The 17,121-nt window shown below is 72.2% G+C and carries 14 protein-coding genes; 5 read left to right on the top strand and 9 right to left on the bottom strand.

Annotation, left to right across the window (positions count from 1 at the left end; translation table 11 throughout):
- The first annotated feature begins 10 nt into the window (after positions 1–10).
- Positions 11–1,093: a hypothetical protein gene (locus ACFYV5_RS06395; RefSeq protein WP_389165174.1), complete on the top strand. Its 1,083-nt coding sequence runs from the start codon at positions 11–13 to the stop codon at positions 1,091–1,093.
- 31 nt (positions 1,094–1,124) lie between these two features.
- Here ACFYV5_RS06395 and ACFYV5_RS06390 read toward each other — a convergent pair whose 3' ends face one another.
- From ACFYV5_RS06390 to eccE, 8 genes are all read right to left on the bottom strand, one after another.
- Entirely contained in the window at positions 1,125–2,132 is a 1,008-nt protein-coding gene (locus ACFYV5_RS06390; RefSeq protein ID WP_389166333.1) for an ABC transporter ATP-binding protein, read from the bottom strand.
- A 200-nt stretch (positions 2,133–2,332) separates the two neighbouring features.
- The gene (locus ACFYV5_RS06385; RefSeq protein WP_389165171.1) at positions 2,333–3,298 is read right to left on the bottom strand and encodes an ABC transporter ATP-binding protein; all 966 of its coding nucleotides are present in this window, start codon (positions 3,296–3,298) and stop codon (positions 2,333–2,335) included.
- Entirely contained in the window at positions 3,295–4,182 is an 888-nt protein-coding gene (locus tag ACFYV5_RS06380) for an ABC transporter permease (protein ID WP_355116158.1), read from the bottom strand. The genes ACFYV5_RS06385 and ACFYV5_RS06380 overlap by 4 nt, the downstream gene beginning before the upstream one ends.
- A complete protein-coding gene (locus ACFYV5_RS06375; RefSeq protein WP_389165168.1) occupies positions 4,179–5,240 on the bottom strand; it encodes an ABC transporter permease in 1,062 nt (353 codons plus the stop codon). Before ACFYV5_RS06375 ends, ACFYV5_RS06380 begins: the two co-directional genes overlap by 4 nt.
- Positions 5,241–5,243: 3 nt before the next feature.
- Positions 5,244–7,097, bottom strand: coding sequence for an ABC transporter substrate-binding protein (locus tag ACFYV5_RS06370; RefSeq protein WP_355116189.1), 1,854 nt, complete (start codon positions 7,095–7,097; stop codon positions 5,244–5,246).
- 179 nt (positions 7,098–7,276) lie between these two features.
- Positions 7,277–10,498 carry an SCO5717 family growth-regulating ATPase gene (locus ACFYV5_RS06365; protein WP_389165165.1) on the bottom strand — a complete coding sequence of 1,074 codons (3,222 nt, stop codon included), beginning with the start codon at positions 10,496–10,498 and terminating at the stop codon, positions 7,277–7,279.
- Between the two features lie 226 nt (positions 10,499–10,724).
- Positions 10,725–11,498: a hypothetical protein gene (locus ACFYV5_RS06360; protein ID WP_355116154.1), complete on the bottom strand. Its 774-nt coding sequence runs from the start codon at positions 11,496–11,498 to the stop codon at positions 10,725–10,727.
- 50 nt (positions 11,499–11,548) lie between these two features.
- On the bottom strand, positions 11,549–12,862 hold the full coding sequence (eccE, locus tag ACFYV5_RS06355) for a type VII secretion protein EccE (RefSeq protein WP_355116188.1): 1,314 nt from the start codon (positions 12,860–12,862) through the stop codon (positions 11,549–11,551).
- A 190-nt stretch (positions 12,863–13,052) separates the two neighbouring features.
- Here eccE and eccB point away from each other — a divergent pair, with 190 nt between their 5' ends.
- The 4 genes from eccB (at position 13,053) to ACFYV5_RS06335 (ending at position 16,755) form a co-directional block, all read left to right on the top strand.
- Entirely contained in the window at positions 13,053–14,609 is a 1,557-nt protein-coding gene (gene eccB / locus ACFYV5_RS06350; RefSeq protein WP_389165162.1) for a type VII secretion protein EccB, read from the top strand.
- 13 nt (positions 14,610–14,622) lie between these two features.
- Positions 14,623–15,867, top strand: coding sequence for a type VII secretion-associated serine protease mycosin (gene mycP, locus ACFYV5_RS06345; protein ID WP_355116151.1), 1,245 nt, complete (start codon positions 14,623–14,625; stop codon positions 15,865–15,867).
- A 193-nt stretch (positions 15,868–16,060) separates the two neighbouring features.
- The gene (locus ACFYV5_RS06340) at positions 16,061–16,402 is read left to right on the top strand and encodes a WXG100 family type VII secretion target (protein WP_355116149.1); all 342 of its coding nucleotides are present in this window, start codon (positions 16,061–16,063) and stop codon (positions 16,400–16,402) included.
- Between the two features lie 59 nt (positions 16,403–16,461).
- Positions 16,462–16,755 (top strand): WXG100 family type VII secretion target, encoded by a 294-nt coding sequence (locus ACFYV5_RS06335; protein ID WP_355116147.1) that lies wholly within the window; start codon positions 16,462–16,464, stop codon positions 16,753–16,755.
- A 69-nt stretch (positions 16,756–16,824) separates the two neighbouring features.
- Here the strand turns inward: ACFYV5_RS06335 and ACFYV5_RS06330 are convergent, their stop codons facing one another.
- Positions 16,825–17,070: a DUF397 domain-containing protein gene (locus ACFYV5_RS06330; protein WP_355116146.1), complete on the bottom strand. Its 246-nt coding sequence runs from the start codon at positions 17,068–17,070 to the stop codon at positions 16,825–16,827.
- Positions 17,071–17,121 lie beyond the last annotated feature (51 nt).

Raw genomic sequence — 17,121 nt, 5'->3', positions numbered from 1 at the left:
GGAGACCCGTATGCCTCTCACGCCCCCCTCCCCCCGCAGAGTCGTGCGCGGCCCGGCCGCACTCACCGCGCTGCTCGCCGGTGTCGCCGCCGCCTCGCTCGCCGGTGCTCCCGCCCAGGCCGCCGGGCCGCACCAGGGCAAGGTGCCCATGCACCAGTGCTGGGTCAACGGCGTCTCGGCGCCGCCCGGCGACAAGGTCAACGGCACCGACAAGGACGACCACATCTTCTGCGACAGCGACCTGGAAGGCGTCACCGTCTGGGGCGGCGCGGGCAATGACATGATCGAGGTCCGCGGACTCGTCATCGACTCGGCCATCAGCGGCGGTGACGGGGACGACGTCATCCGCGCCAAGCACCTCGTGCCCCAGACCACCTTCAGCATGGTCCGCGGCAACCGAGGCAACGACGTCATCAAGGTGGCCACCGTGCGTGGCGACGGGGCGAAGCTGGGCGCCGTCGTCCACGGCGACGACGGCGACGACAAGATCACCACCGGTTCGGTGTCCGGGGCACCCGGACAGTTCAACCGGGGCGGCGGAATCGTCACCGGCAACGACGGCGTCGACACCATCAAGACCGGCATCATCGACTTCTCCGGCCGCGTCCTCGGCGGCAGCGAGAACGACACGATCGAGGCGAAGGCCCTCGGCCCGGAGTCGGGCGGTCTCATCCAGGCGGGCCCCGGCAACGACAAGATCAGCGGCCCCGACGGCACGATCCTGATCGTCGGCGAGCACTGGGGGAACGTGGACGGCGGCGTCGGCCGGGACGACTGCAGGGTGAAGTCCGTGTCGACTCGGACGGCGATCAGCAGCTGCGAGATCCTTCCGCCGAAGACCCCCGACACCGGGCAGAAGCCGCCGAACGCCCCCGACGCCGGTCAGAAGCCGCCGCACGCCGAGGACGCCGGCCAGAAGCCGCCGCACCCGGAGGGCGCCGCCGACCCGGGCCAGAAGCCGCCGCACCCGGAGGACGCCGGGCAGCAGCCGCCGCACGGGGAGGAGGGCGGCCAGAAGCCGCCGCACGCCGACCTCGCGTACAAGCCGGCCGAGCCCGTGATCAAGCCCGTGGGCCCCGGCCCCGGCTTCTGAGTTCCGTACGACGCCTGCCGCCGCCCGGCGGTCAGCGCGTGCTCGTGACCTCCGCGCCACCGTTCACCCAGTGGCAGGCCACGTCCCGTGCACCGCTGCCGCCGAGCACCGGCAGGTCCTGGCCCCGGCAGCGGTCGGCGACAGCCGCCGCCTCTCCCGAGGCGAGGACCTGGCACCGGGCGTGGAAGCGGCACCCCGACGGGATACGCGTCGGGTCCGGGGGTTCACCGGTCAGCACCACCGGCTCGCCCCCGGACTCCGGAAGGACCGACAACAGCGCCCGTGTGTACGGGTGCTGGGGGGAGGTCAGTACGGACTCCACCGTGCCGGTCTCCACGATCCGCCCCAGGTACATCACCGCCACCCGGTCCGCGATGTTCCACGCGAGCCCCAGGTCGTGCGTCACGACCAGCGCCGACAGCCCGAGTTCGTCCCGCAGACGCAGCAGCAGCGCAAGGATCTCGCCCCGTACCGACGCGTCCAGGGAGGCCACCGGCTCGTCCGCGACGATGAGCTCGGGCTGGAGGATCAGCGCGCCCGCGATGACGACCCGCTGACGCTGCCCGCCGGACAGTTCGTGCGGGTAGCGCAGGAAGAAGCGCTCCGGCGGACGCAGACCGGCCCGCGACAGGGCCTCCGCGACGGCGGCCCGCTCGTCCCCCCGGTAGCCGTGGATCCGCAGACCCTCGGCCACGGCGTCGTACACCGTGTGGCGCGGATTCAGGGAGCCGCTGGGGTCCTGGAGGACCAGCTGGGCCCGCTTCCGGTACGCCTTGAGGGCGCGAGAGGTGTACGACAGGGGCGCCCCGGCGAACGTGACGGAGCCGGATGTGGGCGGCACCAGGCCGAGCAGCGACCGGGCCAGCGTCGTCTTGCCGCACCCCGACTCGCCCACCAGCGCCACGATCTCGCCCGCGCCGATGTCCAGGTCCACACCGTCCACCGCGCGGGCGGCCGGCGCGCCGCGCCGCCCGGGAAAGGCGACCCGCAGCCCGACCGCTGACAACAGCGGCCCGGAGGACGCGACCTCCACCGACACGGCACCCGTCGCGCCGGCCTCCGACGGTCCGGCCGTCGACGGAGCGGCCTTCGACGTGCCCGCCTTCGATGCACCCGCCTCCGTCGCGCCGGCCTCCGACGTGCCCGCCTCCGACGGTCCCGCCTCTGGCGGGTGGGTCCCGGACGCGAGTGCGTCCGAGGAGCCCGCGCCGGACGGCGCGGTGTCCGGTGACAACGGATTCACGAGCCACTCCCTACGTGTACGCAGGCCGCCCGGCGCCCCGCGCCCGCGTCCCGCAGTTCCTGGTCCTGCTCGCCGCACACCTCCACCGCCGCCGGGCAGCGCGGGTGGAACGCGCAGCCGCCCGGCAGATCCGCCGGGTCCGGCGGATCGCCCGGAAGCCCGCGCGGTGCCCGTCGTGACGCCGGGTCGCCGATCCTCGGGAAGGCCGAGGACAGCGCCCGCCCGTACGGGTGCTCGGCCGCGTCGTACACGGCCCGCGCCGGGCCCTCCTCCACCACCCGTCCGGCGTACATCACCGCGAGCCGGTCGCAGGTGTCGGCGAGGACCGCCAGATCGTGACTGATCATCAGCAGACTGATCCCGTCGTCGGCCACCAGACGCTCGATCAGCCGCAGGATCTGCGCTTGAATCATCACGTCCAGCGCCGTCGTCGGCTCGTCCGCGACGATCAGCCGCGGATCGCAGGCGAGCGCCATCGCGATCATCACCCGCTGGCGCTGCCCGCCCGACAGCTCGTGCGGATAGGCCGCCGCCCGCGCCGGCGGCAGACCGACGTGCTCCAGGAGCTCCCCGACCCGTGTGCGGGCCGCCGCGGGGGTGGGGCGCCCGTGCACGAGCAGCGGCTCGGCGATCTGGTCCCCGATCCGGTGCACCGCGTTCAGCGAGTGCATCGCGCCCTGGAAGACGATGGACGCCCCCGCCCAGCGCACGGCCCGCAGCCGCCCCCACTTCATGGTGAGGACGTCCTCGCCGTCGAGCAGGATCTCCCCGGTCAGCCGCGCCGACGCCGGAAGGAGCCGCAGCAGCGCCAGCGCCATCGTCGACTTCCCGCAGCCCGACTCGCCCGCGACCCCGAGCTTCCGCCCGGCGGCCAGACTGAGGTCGACGCCCCGCACGGCGGGGACGGCCGTCGCCCCCGTCCCGTACGTCACGCTCAGGTTCCGTACCTCCAGCAGGCTCATCGACCCACCCCCAGCTTCGGGTTCAGCACGGACTCGACCGCTCGTCCGCACAGCGTGAACGCGAGCGCGACCAGCGCGATCGCGATCCCGGGCGGGGCGAGGTACCACCAGTGACCCGAGGAGACCGCGCCCGCCTCCCGGGCGTCCTGGAGCATGCCGCCCCAGGACACCACCGTCGGGTCGCCGAGGCCGAGGAAGGCGAGGGTCGCCTCGGTGAGGATCGCGGCGGAGATGCCGAGCGTGGTCTGGGCGAGCACCAGCGGCATCACGTTCGGCAGCACGTGCCGGCTCATCACGTGCCCGTGTCCGCCGCCCAGCGCGGTGGCCCGCTCGATGTACGGCCGGGACTCCACCGCGATCGTCTGGGCACGCACCAGCCGGGCGGTGGTCGGCCAGCTGGTGACGCCGATCGCCAGGATCACCGTCCACATCGAGCGGGACAGCACGGTGGCGAGCACGATGGCGAGGACCAGCGCCGGCATCACCAGGAACCAGTCGGTGATCCGCATGACGACGGTCGAGAACCAGCCGCCGTAGTGGCCCGCGAGGATGCCGACGAGCGTGCCGATGGCGACCGAGAGCGCCGCCGCGAGCAGGCCGACGAGCAGCGAGATCCTGGCTCCCCAGAGCAGCAGACCGAGCAGGGAGCGCCCGAACTGGTCCGTCCCGAGCGGGAACCGGGCGCTGGGGGACTCCAGGGCCGTGCCGGGCGCGTTCGTCACCGACTGCACGTCGGAGCCGACGACCAGCGGGGCGGCGAGCGCGAGCAGGGCGATCAGCGCGAGCCCGGCCAGCCCGTAGAGACCGGCGCGGTGGGAGCGGTACTGCTTCCAGAAGCGGGACACGGCGTTCTTGCGCCGCGTCCAGGTCAGAGAGGTCGTCATCGGCCCACCCGGGGGTCGAGCAGCGGATAGAGCAGGTCGGCGATCAGGTTCATCACGATCATCGCGCCGGCGAAGACCACGAACAGGCCCTGGACCAGCGGCAGATCGGGCACGCTGAGCGCCTGGTAGAACAGCCCGCCGAGCCCCGGCCAGGAGAACACCGTCTCCACCAGGATCGAACCGGCCGCCACATGGCCCAGATTGATGAAGACCATGGTCACGGTCGGCAGCAGCGCGTTCGGCACGGCGTGCCGGCGCCGTACGGAGTCGTCGCGCAGCCCCTTGGCCCGCGCGGTCGTCAGGTAGTCGCTGCCCATCTCGTCGAGCAGCGAGGAACGCATCACCAGCAGGGTCTGCGCGTAGCCGACGGCCACCAGCGTGAGGACCGGCAGCACCATGTGGTGCGCGACGTCGAGGACGTACGCGAACCCGGTCTCGCCCGCGCCCGACTCCATGCCGCCCGTCGGGAAGAGCCCCGGGATCGGGCCGATGCCCACCGAGAAGACGATGATCAGGAGCAGCCCGAGCCAGAACGACGGCACCGACCACAGGGTCAGCGCGACCCCGGTGTTCAGCCTGTCGCCGAGGCCGCCGTGGTTCCAGGCCGACCGGGTGCCGAGCCACAGACCCAGCGCCGAATAGATGACCACGGCGACGCCGGTGAGCAGCAGCGTGGCCGGCAGCTTCTGGGCGATGAGGTCGCCGACCGGGGCGTGGAACTGGTACGAGGTGCCGAGATCGCCGCTCAGCGCCTTCGCGCAGTAGTCGGTGAACTGCTGCCAGAGCGGCAGGTCGAGCCCGAACTGCCGGCGCAGGGTCGCCAGCTGTTCGGCCGAGGTCGGCACCCCGTGCGTCATCGCCTTGACCGGGTCGCCCGGGATGATCCGGAAGAGGAAGAAGCTGGTGACGAGTACGGCGAGCAGCGAGACGGCCGCGCCGGCCAGCTTGCCGGCCACGTAGCGGAGGTAGGAGAGGGTCGTACCGGTGCGGGGGGCGCCGTCCGTGGCGCGGACCGGATCGGTCCGCGCCACGTCGGCGGCCGCGTGTGCCGTCGTCACCGACTACTCGCGGTCGTCGGCGGTGGAACGGCGCCGGAGGACGGTCCAGACGCCCACCCCGACGAGGACGAGCGCGGCGGGGCCGAGGATCAGCCAGACGGTGGACGAGCCGCCGTCGGAGCCGGACTCGGATCCGGCGGCGGAGGTGGCCGGCTCGGCCGACCACCAGCTCCAGTAGCCGTCCTGACCCCAGAGGTTGCCGGCAGCCGCCGGCATCGTGGTGATCGACCTGATCTGGTCCGTGCGGTACGCCTCGAGAGCGTTCGGGTACGCCATGATGTTCATGTACCCGGTGTCGTACAGCCGGGACTGCATCCGCTTGACCAGATCCGCCCGCTTGGCCGCGTCGTACTCCACCGCCTGCTGCGCGTACAGGGCGTCGAACTGCTGGTCGCAGATGAAGTTGTCGGTGGCGCCGGTGTCCTTCGGGGTCGCGGGCAGCGTGCCGCAGGTGTGGATCGACAGGACGTAGTCCGGGTCGGGGTTGACCGACCAGCCGTCGAAGGCGAGGTCGTAGTCGCCCTTCGTCCAGGGGTCGCCGACGTTGTCGAGGCACTCCACCTTCAGCCCGATGCCGAGCTTGCCCCACCACTCCTGGAGGTACTTGCCGACCGCCTTGTCGTTCGGGTCGGTGGCGTGACACAGGATCCGGAAGTCCAGCGCCCTGCCGTCCTTGCCGACCCGCTTGCCCTCGCCGTTCTTCCGGTATCCGGCCTGGTCGAGGACCTGCTCGGCCTTGGCCGGGTCGTACGCCAGCTTCTGCCCGGCGCCGGGCTTCCAGAAGTACGCGTCGAAGCGCGGCGGGATGTAGCCCTCGCCCTCGACGGCGTGGCCCTGGAAGACCTTCTCGACGATCGTGGTGCGGTCCACGGCGAGGAAGAGCGCCTTGCGGACGGCCGGGTCGAGCAGCGCCGGGTGCCCGTTGCCGAAGGTCTTGCCGTCCTTGGCCCGCGCGCCCGGGTTGGTGGCGAGCGCGAAGAAGCGGCGGCCGGGAGCGTCGTTGACCTTGATGTTCTTCGCGGACTTCAGGGCTGCCGCCTGAGCGGGCGTCAGGTTCGGTACGAAGGACACCTCGCCCTTCTGCAGCGCGGCGACGGCCGCGTCACCGTCCTTGTAGTACTTGAACACCAGCTCGTCGAACTTGGGTGCGCCGCGCCAGAAGCTCTTGTTCGGCTTCAGCTTGATGTACTGGTCGACCTTGAAGTCCGTGATGACGAACGGACCGTTGCCGACGATCGGGAACTGCTGGTCGTTGTTGAACTTCGAGAAGTCGCCGACCTTCTCCCAGACGTGCTTGGGCACGATCGGCACGTCCAGCGCCGTCATCGTGGCCTGGGGCTTCTTCAGCTCGATGACGAGCGTCCGCGGGTCGGGCGCGGTGACCTTCTTGAAGTTGGCCGTGAAGCTGCCGTTGGCGGTGGCGGCGTTCTCGTCCGTCATCATCTTGTTGAAGGTCCAGGCGGCGTCCTCGGCGGTGGCCTGCTTCCCGTCGGACCACTTCGAGTCCTCGCGGATCGTGTAGGTCCACGTCAGCTTGTCGGGGGAGGACTTCCACTCGGTCGCCAGGCCGGGGATCGGCTTGGCGTCCTTCGCGTCGTAGTTCGTCAGGTACTCGTAGGCCAGCCGGTGGATGCTGGTGGAGACGAGCTTCTGGGCGAGGAAGGGGCTCAGGGAGTCGACGCTCTGCGAGACGGCGACGGTGAGGGTGGTACCCCCGGCCTTGCCGTCCCTCTCGGCCGGCGGGGCCGCCTGGGCGGCCGTCGGAACCGCCAGGGCGGTGGCAGTGACGCCGGCGGCGAGGAGGAGTCGGAGGGGTCTGCGGGGGGCGACCGGGCGGGGTGGAACCTTCGTGACCATGACCATGGGACGTGACCTCGCGTCGTGGATCTTGGGGCGCCAACTGGTGAAGCGAAGGTCTATCAGCGGCGGCGAGCGGCGTCAACGATGTGTCAAACCCCTTGTGGGCTGCGGGAATGCCAAGAGGCTCCGCACCGGAGAGCCGGTGCGGAGCCTCATTGGTCTATTCCTCTGACGCCTTACTGATGAGGGGCTGGCGGTGCCTGCGGAGGCGTCTGCGGGGGCTGCTGCCAGCCCTGGGGCATCCCGGGCTGACCGGGCTGCTGGGGATGGGGCTGCTGCTGCGGCGGGTACGGCTGCGGCTGGGCCTGCGGGTACGGCTGCTGCTGACCACCGTACGGCTGACCCGGCTGCGGGGTCTGGGGCGCGTACGGCTGACCGGGTGCCGGCTGTCCTCCGTACGGCTGACCGGGCTGACCGGGCATCGGCTGGCCGGGCTGGGCCGGCATCGGCGGGGCCATGTGCGGCGGGAGGCCGCCCTGGCCGTCACCGGTCCACAGCCCCTGCGCCTGCTGCGCCCGCACGAAGTCCTCGGCGACCATCGCCGACAGGTTGAAGTACGCCTCGCGGGTCTTCGGCCGCATCATGTCGAGGTCGACCTCGGCGCCGGCCGACAGGTGCTCGTCGAACGGCACGACCACGACCCCGCGGCAGCGGGTCTGGAAGTGCTGCACGATGTCGTCGACCTTGATCATCTTCCCGGTCTCGCGGACCCCCGAGATGACCGTGATCGAGCGCTGCACCAGCTCCGCGTAACCATGCGCGGAGAGCCAGTCGAGCGTCGTCGACGCGCTGGAGGCGCCGTCCACGGACGGGGTGGAGATGATGATCAGCTGGTCGGCGAGGTCGAGCACCCCGCGCATCGCGCTGTAGAGCAGACCCGTGCCGGAGTCGGTGAGGATGATCGGGTACTGCTTGCCCAGGACGTCGATCGCCCGCCGGTAGTCCTCGTCGTTGAACGTCGTCGAGACGGCCGGGTCCACGTCGTTGGCGATGATCTCCAGGCCGGAGGGCGCCTGCGAGGTGAAGCGGCGGATGTCCATGTACGAGTTCAGGTACGGGATCGCCTGCACGAGGTCGCGGATGGTCGCCCCGGTCTCGCGGCGCACCCGGCGGCCGAGCGTGCCGGCGTCCGGGTTGGCGTCGATCGCCAGGATCTTGTCCTGCCGCTCGGTGGCCAGGGTCGCGCCCAGCGCGGTGGTGGTCGTGGTCTTGCCGACGCCACCCTTGAGGGAGATGACCGCGATCCGGTAGCAGGACAGGACCGGCGTACGGATCAGGTCGAGCTTGCGCTGCCGCTCGGCCTCCTCCTTCTTGCCGCCGATCTTGAAGCGGGCGGAGGCGCCCGGGTTCCGGCTGGACTTGGCCTTCTGCTTGTTGTTGCGCAGGAGCCGGTCGGAGGAGAGCTCCACGGCCGCGTTGTAGCCGAGGGGCGCACCCGGCACGGAACGCTCGCGCTGGTCGTGCATGACCGGAGTGGGCCACGCGGCACCGGTCCGCGGATCGACCGGCGGCTGCGACGGGTGCGGCTGCTGTCCGCCCTGCGGCGGTACGGGCGCCTGGTGGGGCGGCACCTGGTGATCCGGGTGCATCTGCCCGGGCACCTGCGGGTTCTGCGGCGCGGGCTGCGCGCCGGGGTGGGGGAAGCCGTAACCGCCCTGCGGGGCCGGGGCGTTGACCTCGGGCGCCTGGGGGTACGGGGGCGCGGGCTGCGCACCCGGGTGCGGGAAGCCGTAACCGCCCTGCGGGTTCTGCGGCGCGGGCTGGGCACCCGGGTGCGGGAAGCCGTAACCGCCCTGCGGGTTCTGCGGCGCGGGCTGGGCACCCGGGTGCGGGAAGCCGTAACCGCCCTGCGGGGCCGGGGCGTTGACCTCCGGTGCCTGCGGGTTCTGGGGCGCGGGCTGCGCGCCCGGGTGGGGGAAGCCGTAACCGCCCTGCGGAGCCTGAGGCGCCGGCTGTACGGCCGGGTGCGGGAAGCCGTAGGCACCCTGCGGGTTCTGGGGCGCGGGCAGCGGCTGGCCGGGGTGCGGGAAGCCGTAACCGCCCGGGGCGCCCTGCGGCGGCACGGGAGCCTGGGCGTTCGGATGCGCCGGGGCCTGCTCCGGGGTCTGCGCCGGCCATGAGGCGGCGGGCGGGAGCGGGGCGGCCGACGGCGCCGGCTGGTCGCCAGGGGGAACCGGGGCGGGCCACTGCGGCGCCGCCGTCGGAGCCGCGGGCTGGAACGACGGAGGCAGCGGAGGCAGCCCGGCGCCGCCCTGCGGCGGGGCGGGGCTCCACGGCTCGGGTGCCGGGGGCAGCGCCGGCGGCAGCGCGGCGGGGACCGCGTCCCGGGGCTCGTCGGAGGGGGCGGCGGTCTCGGAGGCCGCCGGGGCCTCGGGGGTGCCGTCGGTCGCGCCGGGGGCACCCGGCTCGGAGGTCTCGTCCGCCGCCGCGGCGGCGGGCACCGCCGTGTCCGTTGCGGGGGAACCGGGCGTGGTCTCGTCAGCGGGCTCCGGTGCCGTGTGGTCGTCCGCCACGGCGTCCGTGCCGTCCGCTGCCGCCGGCGGCTCCGCAGGGGCGGAGCCCTCCGGGGCCGGGGCGCCGGCGGTGTCCACCGTGCCCTCGGGCGCGGCGGCCGGCTCCGGCGTGCCGCTCACGGCCGCCGCGGGCAGTTCCGGCGTGGTGGCGCCACCGACGGGCGAGGCCGCCGCCTCGTCGCCCGACGCACGCGCGCCGGCGGAGGGGGGCCCGTCCACGGCGGGAGCGCCAGGGGCGTCGGACGCCGACGAGGCACCCGGGGCGCCCGTCGCGGTGGCCTGCTCGGCCGACGAGCCGTCACCGGCGGCGGGGGCGCCCGCCGAGGGGCCTTCCGCGGCCGGGGTGCCGGGCGCGGCACCGGTCTGCGCCGCCGCGCGCTCGGAGATCTCGGCCATCTCGCGCTTCAGCGCGGCGGGGGAGAAGCGCATGGTCGCGCCGCTCTCCAGATCGCCGCCCCCGAGCGACCCGCCATCGGCGGGCGCCGCGGCGACAGCAGGCGGGGCCACAGCAGGCGGGGCCACAGCAGGCGGGGCCGGCGCGGTCGGTGCGGGCGCGGTGGGTGCGGGTGCGGTCGGTGAAGGGGCGGCCGGTGCAGGAGCGGGCGTCGGCGGTACCGGGGCCGGAGGCGCCCACGTGGGCTCGAAGCCGCTGCCCGCCGGAAGTCCCGGGACAGCGACGGGCGCACCGGTCGGCGGCGGTGGGGTCACGCCGCCGGATCCCCCGGCCTCACCCGTACCGGCCGATCCCGACGCGTTCTGCGTGTACCAGGCCGGAGGGGTGTAGTCGATGGTGAACTCACCCGTCATCTCGGCGGGATCCGCGTCGGACTGATCATCGGCGGATGGATTCCAACCCCCGTGGATCTCGTCCCGATCGCCGTTCACTTTGCCTCCTGGTGTGGTCGCGCACCCTTGTGCTGTCGTGGGCGGGCCCTCCCACCCTAAACGCCAACCGTGTCCGTGGGGCAGGCCAGACTGCCCACCCCCGCCGGCCCCCTCGGTCACGTCTCGCCCCCAAGTGACCTACCCGCACCGCAGAGTGAACCCCCAGGTGATCACGTGGCGATTCACATCCGTACATATATGGACAGGATGGGAAATCGTCGCGCCGTCAGTCCATCCGGCGCGCGCTGCCCAACAATCCGGTCTCGGCGTCCGTCGCCTGCGTCATCACGAACTGCCGGTCACTCGGCGTGCACCACAGGGTCACACCGTCCGCGAGCGTCGACAACGCCTCCGACTCCCCACGCGGCAGCCCCATGATCCGGCCGATCTGCGCGGCCTCGTCCGGGGACACCCGCTGCACGCCGACCAGCGAGGACTTCTCCAGGAGACGCGGCGCCACCGGGCTCAGATACGGCAGCAGCGTCACCACCGACTGCCAGGGGCCCGACACGACCCGGCCGCGCGGCGGACGCATCCCGCAGTCCCGCACCACGACCACCGGACTGCCGGCCGACGCGCCCTGCGGCGGCACGCGCCCGACGTCGTGCAGCGTGATGCACGGCTGACCGCCGCCCGCGGCCTGCGCGAGCGCCGTCCACGCCTGGGCCCGGCCGGTCTCGACGGCCACCCGTGCCCCGGTCGCGGCGGCGCGCAGCGCCATGACCTGCGCCGTCCACAGACCGCCGATCAGCGTCACGTCGTACGGAGCCGGGCGGTTGATGCCGAGCACCGCGGGCCGGCCCTCGGCGTCCACACCGATGACCATGCCGTCGTCGCCCACCGGGAGGCTCAGCGCGCCGAGTTGCTCCAGCGGTACGGAGTGCCGGTCGCGGCGCGGACCGACGAGCCCGAAGCCGAACCGGGGCCGCGCGCCCCGGCCCGTACCGCGCCCGGACCCGCCGTGGCGGGGGCCGGTACCGGCGGAGGCGGCCGGACCCATGCCCTGGCCCCCGGGAGACGGTGAAGAAGAAGGCGAAGTGGAGAAGGACATCAGCGCGCACCCCCGAGCGGCAGCGAAGCCAGCATGGCCGGAACCTGTTCGCGGTCGAGCCGCACCAGACCCGTCTTCACCCCGCGCGCCGCACGCTCCAGTTCGTGCCGTGCCGCCACGAGCTCCTCGTCGCTGCGGCCGGTGATCCGTACGTGCCCGGCCACCGTCACCTCCTGACGGTCACCGCCGCTCAGCGTCAGGCTGAACGTCGTCGCCAGCGCCGGGAGCGAGGTCAGCAGCGCGATCAGCTGCGGCATCGACGCCCCCGCGCCACCCGCGCCGCCCAGCTGGGGCCAGCGCCCCACCCAGTACGTCGTGTGGCGACGGTCGTCGACCCGCCAGGTCCGCGCGGTCTCCTGCGTCCGCCGCGCCTGCGCCTGGCCGCGTCCCGCCTGCGCGATCGCCATCGGGCTCGCGCACGTCGACGTCGCCAGCGCGGCGATCAGCTCCTGCTCGGTGAGCACGGTCGCCCGGAACCCGGCGCCGGTCAGCCGGCTCGCCAACTGGTCCGCGGCCCGCACCACACACTTCTGGGCGCCCTCCAGGCCGCCGCCGCGCGCGGCGACCGCCTCCGGGCACAGCTCCGGGTCCAGCTTCAGCGCCACCCAGGTGATCCGCAGCGCCGGCGAACCCGTCTGCGCCTGCAGCGGCGCGTAGTTCCGCTTGGCCATCGACTGGTCGGGCAGATGCGGAGCGGGCGCCGGCTGCGTGTGCTGCACGATCTGCGCCGACTCCAGCCGGATCCCGTCGACGTCCAGGACGTCCCGGACGATCCCGACGGGCAGCGGCCGCGCCGCGCGGTCCGGGCGCAGCGCCGTGGCCTCCGACTCGACCCGTACCAGCGCCGTGAGGAACGTGCCGTCGCCGACCATCCCGACCGGCCGCCGGTCCCGGTCGCTGTACGCGTAGGTGCGCAGCGCCGGATCGCACTCCACGACCGGCGCGAGGCCCGGCTCCGTGCCCTCCGGCACGACGAGCGAGGCGGCCCGGCGCGTCCGCGTGCGCAGGGCGAGATAGGTGGTGAGCCACTCCGGCATCGAGCGGCGGTGTCTGCGCACGACCGCGAGCAGGACCAGCAGCGTCGCCACGACACCGGCCGGGACCAGCAGCAACGGCTCGATGACCCACGCCACGAGCAGCAGCGCCGCCGCGACCTCGATCAGGACGAGTTGTTGCAATCGGAACGCCCCGAAGTGTCCCGGGCGTGCCTGAAGGCGAGGCGAGACGGCCGAGGGCGCGCCCGCCGAAGAGTGCGCCGGAGGCGCCGAGGAGGGTGCGGCCGCCGCGGGCCGCGTCCGCGTCGCGGATGCCATCATGGAGAATCCCCCCAATTCGTCCCGATCACCCTGGCCTGCCAGGGCTTTGGCGGCCTGTTCACCCTACCCGGCCCACAAGCACCACCGGACAGCAGGCATAGTAGGGGGCCGGTCCGACAGCCGGAGTCCGGGTGCCATGCCCCCCGGACTCGTCGGTGAAGACTGCGCCTGACGAAAATGGGGACTCATGGCATCACGGCGGGATGAGCTCAACGCGTACACCTTTGCGAAGAAGCGCACGGTGGCCGCATTCCTCCAACCTTCGCCCTCGGGTACGGAGGAGGGAGCGCCGAGGCCGCTGCGCGCGGTCGTTCCCGGCCTCATCGTCGGCGCGCTGGTGCTCGCCGGGTTCGGCGCCTGGGGCATGTTCAGCCCCAAGGCCCCCAAGGGCTGGGACAAGCCCGGTGCCAAGGTGATCGTCGGCAAGCAGTCGACCACCCGCTACGTCGTGCTCACCACCGGCAAGGGCAAGGACAAGAAGACCCTCCTCCACCCGGTCCTCAACCTGGCCTCGGCGCGGCTCCTGCTCAACCCGCAGGAGTTCTCGGTCATCCAGGTCGACGACAAGCTGCTGGACGCGGGCAAGCCGCCGCGCGGCCCGATCCTCGGCATCCCGTACGCCCCCGACCGGCTCCCGAACGCCAACGAGGCGGGGACCGCCAAGCGCTGGGCCGTGTGCGAGCAGCCCGGCGGCGGCAAGGGAAGCAGCGTCCAGAAGGCCACGTTCGTCTTCGCCAAGCGCGACTTCGCGCGCACCGAGGGCGGCGGGCAGCTCAAGGACGGACAGATCATGTACGTCAAGGGGCAGAAGGACAGCGCCCGCTACCTCGTCGACCACCGGGGTACGAAGTACCTGGTGCCCGGGACCCCCACCGAGTCCGCCGGACTCACCACGGCGCTCGTCGGCCTCAACAAGGAGCCGCAGCAGGTCACGGACGACTGGCTGGCCACGCTGCACACGGGCAGCCCCGTCGAGTTCCCGCAGATCCCCGGCAAGGTCGGCGACCCGGCCGGCATCGGCGGCGGCAGCCTCAGCCAGACCGAGGACCGGGTCGGCATGGTCCTCCTCGCCCAGACCGGTTCCGGGCCGCAGCACTACGTGGTCCTGCCCGGCAAGGTCCAGCCGGTCTCGGAGTTCACGGCCTGGCTGCTCATCAACTCGCCGCAGACCGACGCCCTGGACATGGACGGCAAGGCGACCACGGTCGACGCGGCCTCCTTCACCCCGGACTCCGCCACCTTCGGCACGGAGTACCGCTGGCCGACCCGCAAGTCCGAACAGGTCAACTCGGTCACCGGCGCGGGCGCCCGGGACACCGTCTGCAACGTGCTCAACCAGGTCGACGACAAGGGCCGTACGACGCTGACCACCTGGGCCGGTCCCACGTACCCGGCCGAGATCACCGCCGGCGGCACCAGCACGTACGTCACCCCCGGCAGCGGCCTGCTCTACACCCAGGTCCAGGGCAACCAGACCAAGCCCGACGGCTCGCTCTTCCTCGTCACCGACACCGGACTGCGCTACGCCGTGCAGGCCAACGGCGACAGCGACGCCGCCCGCTCCGACATCGGCACGGGGGACCAGGACAAGCAGACCGACGGCCGCCCGGAACCGAGCGAGGCGCAGACTCGTCTCGGCTACGAGAAGGTCACTCCGCTCCTCGTCCCGATCACGTGGTCGGAGTTCCTGTCCAAGGGGCCGAGGCTCGACACCAACAGCGCGCGTCAGCCGCAGGGTTCGTAAGGGGGTGGCAGTGGTGACGTACCGTACGGCGGCCCTGTTCGCCGCCACGGCCCTCACGGGGCTCCTCGCCGCGCCGCCCGCGGCCGCGGAACCGCGCGACGTCGTCCTCGACGGCAGCGGCGAGTGCACGTTCCCGATGAAGAAGCAGATCGAGGGCATCCCCTGGTCGCTCCAGCGGGTCCTGCTCGACGAGCTCTGGCAGGACACCAAGGGCAAGGGCGTCCGCGTCGCGGTCATCGACACGGGCGTCGACGACGTCAACCCGCAGCTGAAGAACGCGGTGGACGCCAAGGCGGGCAAGGACTACCTGAAGCCCGACAAGGAGAACCCGGGCCCCGGCGACGAGATGCGCGGCAAGACCGACGGCACGGTCGACGAGGTCGGCCACGGCACCAAGGTCGCCGGCATCATCGCCGCGCGCCCCCGCTCCGGCACCGGCTTCGTCGGGCTCGCCCCCGAGGCGACGATCATCCCGATCCGGCAGAACGACGAGAAGAACAGCGGCAAGTCCGACACGATGGCCCTGGCGATCGACCACGCGGTCGCGCAGAAGGCCCACGTCATCAACATCTCGCAGGACACCACCCAGCCGCTCGACACCAGTTCCCCGATGGGCAGGGCGGTGGCCCGCGCCCTGGAGAAGAACATCGTGGTCGTGGCCTCCGCGGGCAACGACGGCATGGACGGCAAACTCAAGAACACCTACCCCGCGGCTTTCCCCGGGGTGCTCGCCGTCGCCTCGTCCGACCGCAACAACGAACGGGCCGTGTTCTCCCAGTCCGGCACCTTCGTGGGCGTGGCCGCGCCGGGTGTCGACATGGTCTCCACCGTCCCCGGCGGCGGCCAGTGCGTCGACAACGGCACCAGCTTCTCCGCGCCGTACGTCTCCGGTGTCGCCGCCCTGCTGCGCGCGAAGCACCCGAAGTGGACGGCGGCCCAGATCGTGGCCCGTATCGAGCAGACCGCCGTACGGTCCGTCAACGGACGGGACAATCACGTCGGTTGGGGAGTCGTCGACCCGGTCAAGGCACTCGCCGACGCGCCCGAACCGCAGCCGGACGTGCCGACGGAGGACCCGGGCCCGCCCAAGCCTCCGGCGCCCGAGGCGGCCCATCTGGCCCTCACGGAGACGCCGCAGGAGCGCACCGAACGGCTCGCCACCTACGCGCTGGGGATCGGCGGTGTGCTGGTGGCGGTGGTCGCCGGCACGGCCGTCGTGATCCGCGACAGCCGCCGCCGCCACGGGGTCGCTCGATGAACCGAAACAGTCATGTACCAGTTCGGTCCTTTGCAGTTGGAACTGTCGTACCGAATGGCTAGAGTGACTGTCGGGGGCACGGCAGTGAAGTGACCCTGCACGGGGGCGGCATCAAGAGATACCCGTCCGCATCACGACCGGAAGGCCCGACGGCAGGGACCGTCGAGACGCCACCGAAGGAAGAAGGGGCAAGATGTCGAATCCGAACCTGAAGGCAACCAGCGCCGAACAGACCAAGCTGGCCGGCCGCATCCAGGACTTCCACGACGAGATCCAGGCGCGCATCACCTCGCTGAACGGCGTGGTGGACCGCATTCAGGCCGGATGGCAGGGCGCGGCACAGAAGGAGTTCGACCGGGTCCAGGGTGACCTGAACCTGCGTCTGAAGAACATGCGCGTCGAGCTGATCAAGCTCGAGGAGTACATGCGGATGAGCGCCGACGGCTTCACCCGCGAGGAAGAAGAGCGCATTCGCAGCTTCCGGAAGATGGACGACACGAGCCAGGGCCAGAGCGCCATCCTCGGCATGGCCTGAGCCTCAGGGCTTCGTCCTCTCCCCGTCTTCGCGTACCTCTCACTCCAGGAGCCAAGAACATGACGACTGCCGTCAATTACGACACCGTGACGCAGGCGGCCGGCGACGTCCGTCTCACCGCCTCCCAGCTCAACCAGAAGCTCTCCGACCTCATGGCCGAGGTCAACCGCGTCGCCTCCAACTGGGAGGGTGACGCGAAGGAGGCGTACCAGGAGAGCCAGACCCGCATCGCCAGGGACCAGGCCGGCATCAACCAGGACCTGCAGCGCATCGCGCAGCTGCTCGACGAGTCCGTGATCGGCTACCAGGACACGGACAAGGGCAACGCGGCCCGGTTCCGCATGAGCATGTGAGACCACGCGCACAAGCGTGAGGGGGTGGCCCGTTCCGTACGGGCCACCCCCTCACGCATGTCCGGGCGCCTACCGGAGGTCGAACTCCCCGTCGCGGGCGCCCAGGACGAACGCGTCCCACTCGGCCTTCGTGTACCGCAGCACGGTGTCCTTGTCGAGCGACGACCGCATCGCCACCGCCCCGTCGGGCAGATGCGCGATCTCCACCCGCTCCTCGTCCGGCGAGGTCCCGGGCGCGCCCTGCCACTCGACGTCGGAGATGTCGAGCGCGTAGAGCTCTTCCTTCTGGCGTTCCTTCTCGCTGGCGTCGGCCATCGGCGCGATCCTTATCTGTGCTGTGAAACGAGCCTGGTGCGGTGGTCAAGC

Source organism: Streptomyces sp. NPDC003035 (genome assembly GCF_042888285.1).
Classification (GTDB): Bacteria; Actinomycetota; Actinomycetes; order Streptomycetales; family Streptomycetaceae; genus Streptomyces.
The sequence above is the reverse complement of the archived record's forward strand: the minus strand, read 5'-3'. Positions and strand labels throughout refer to the sequence as shown.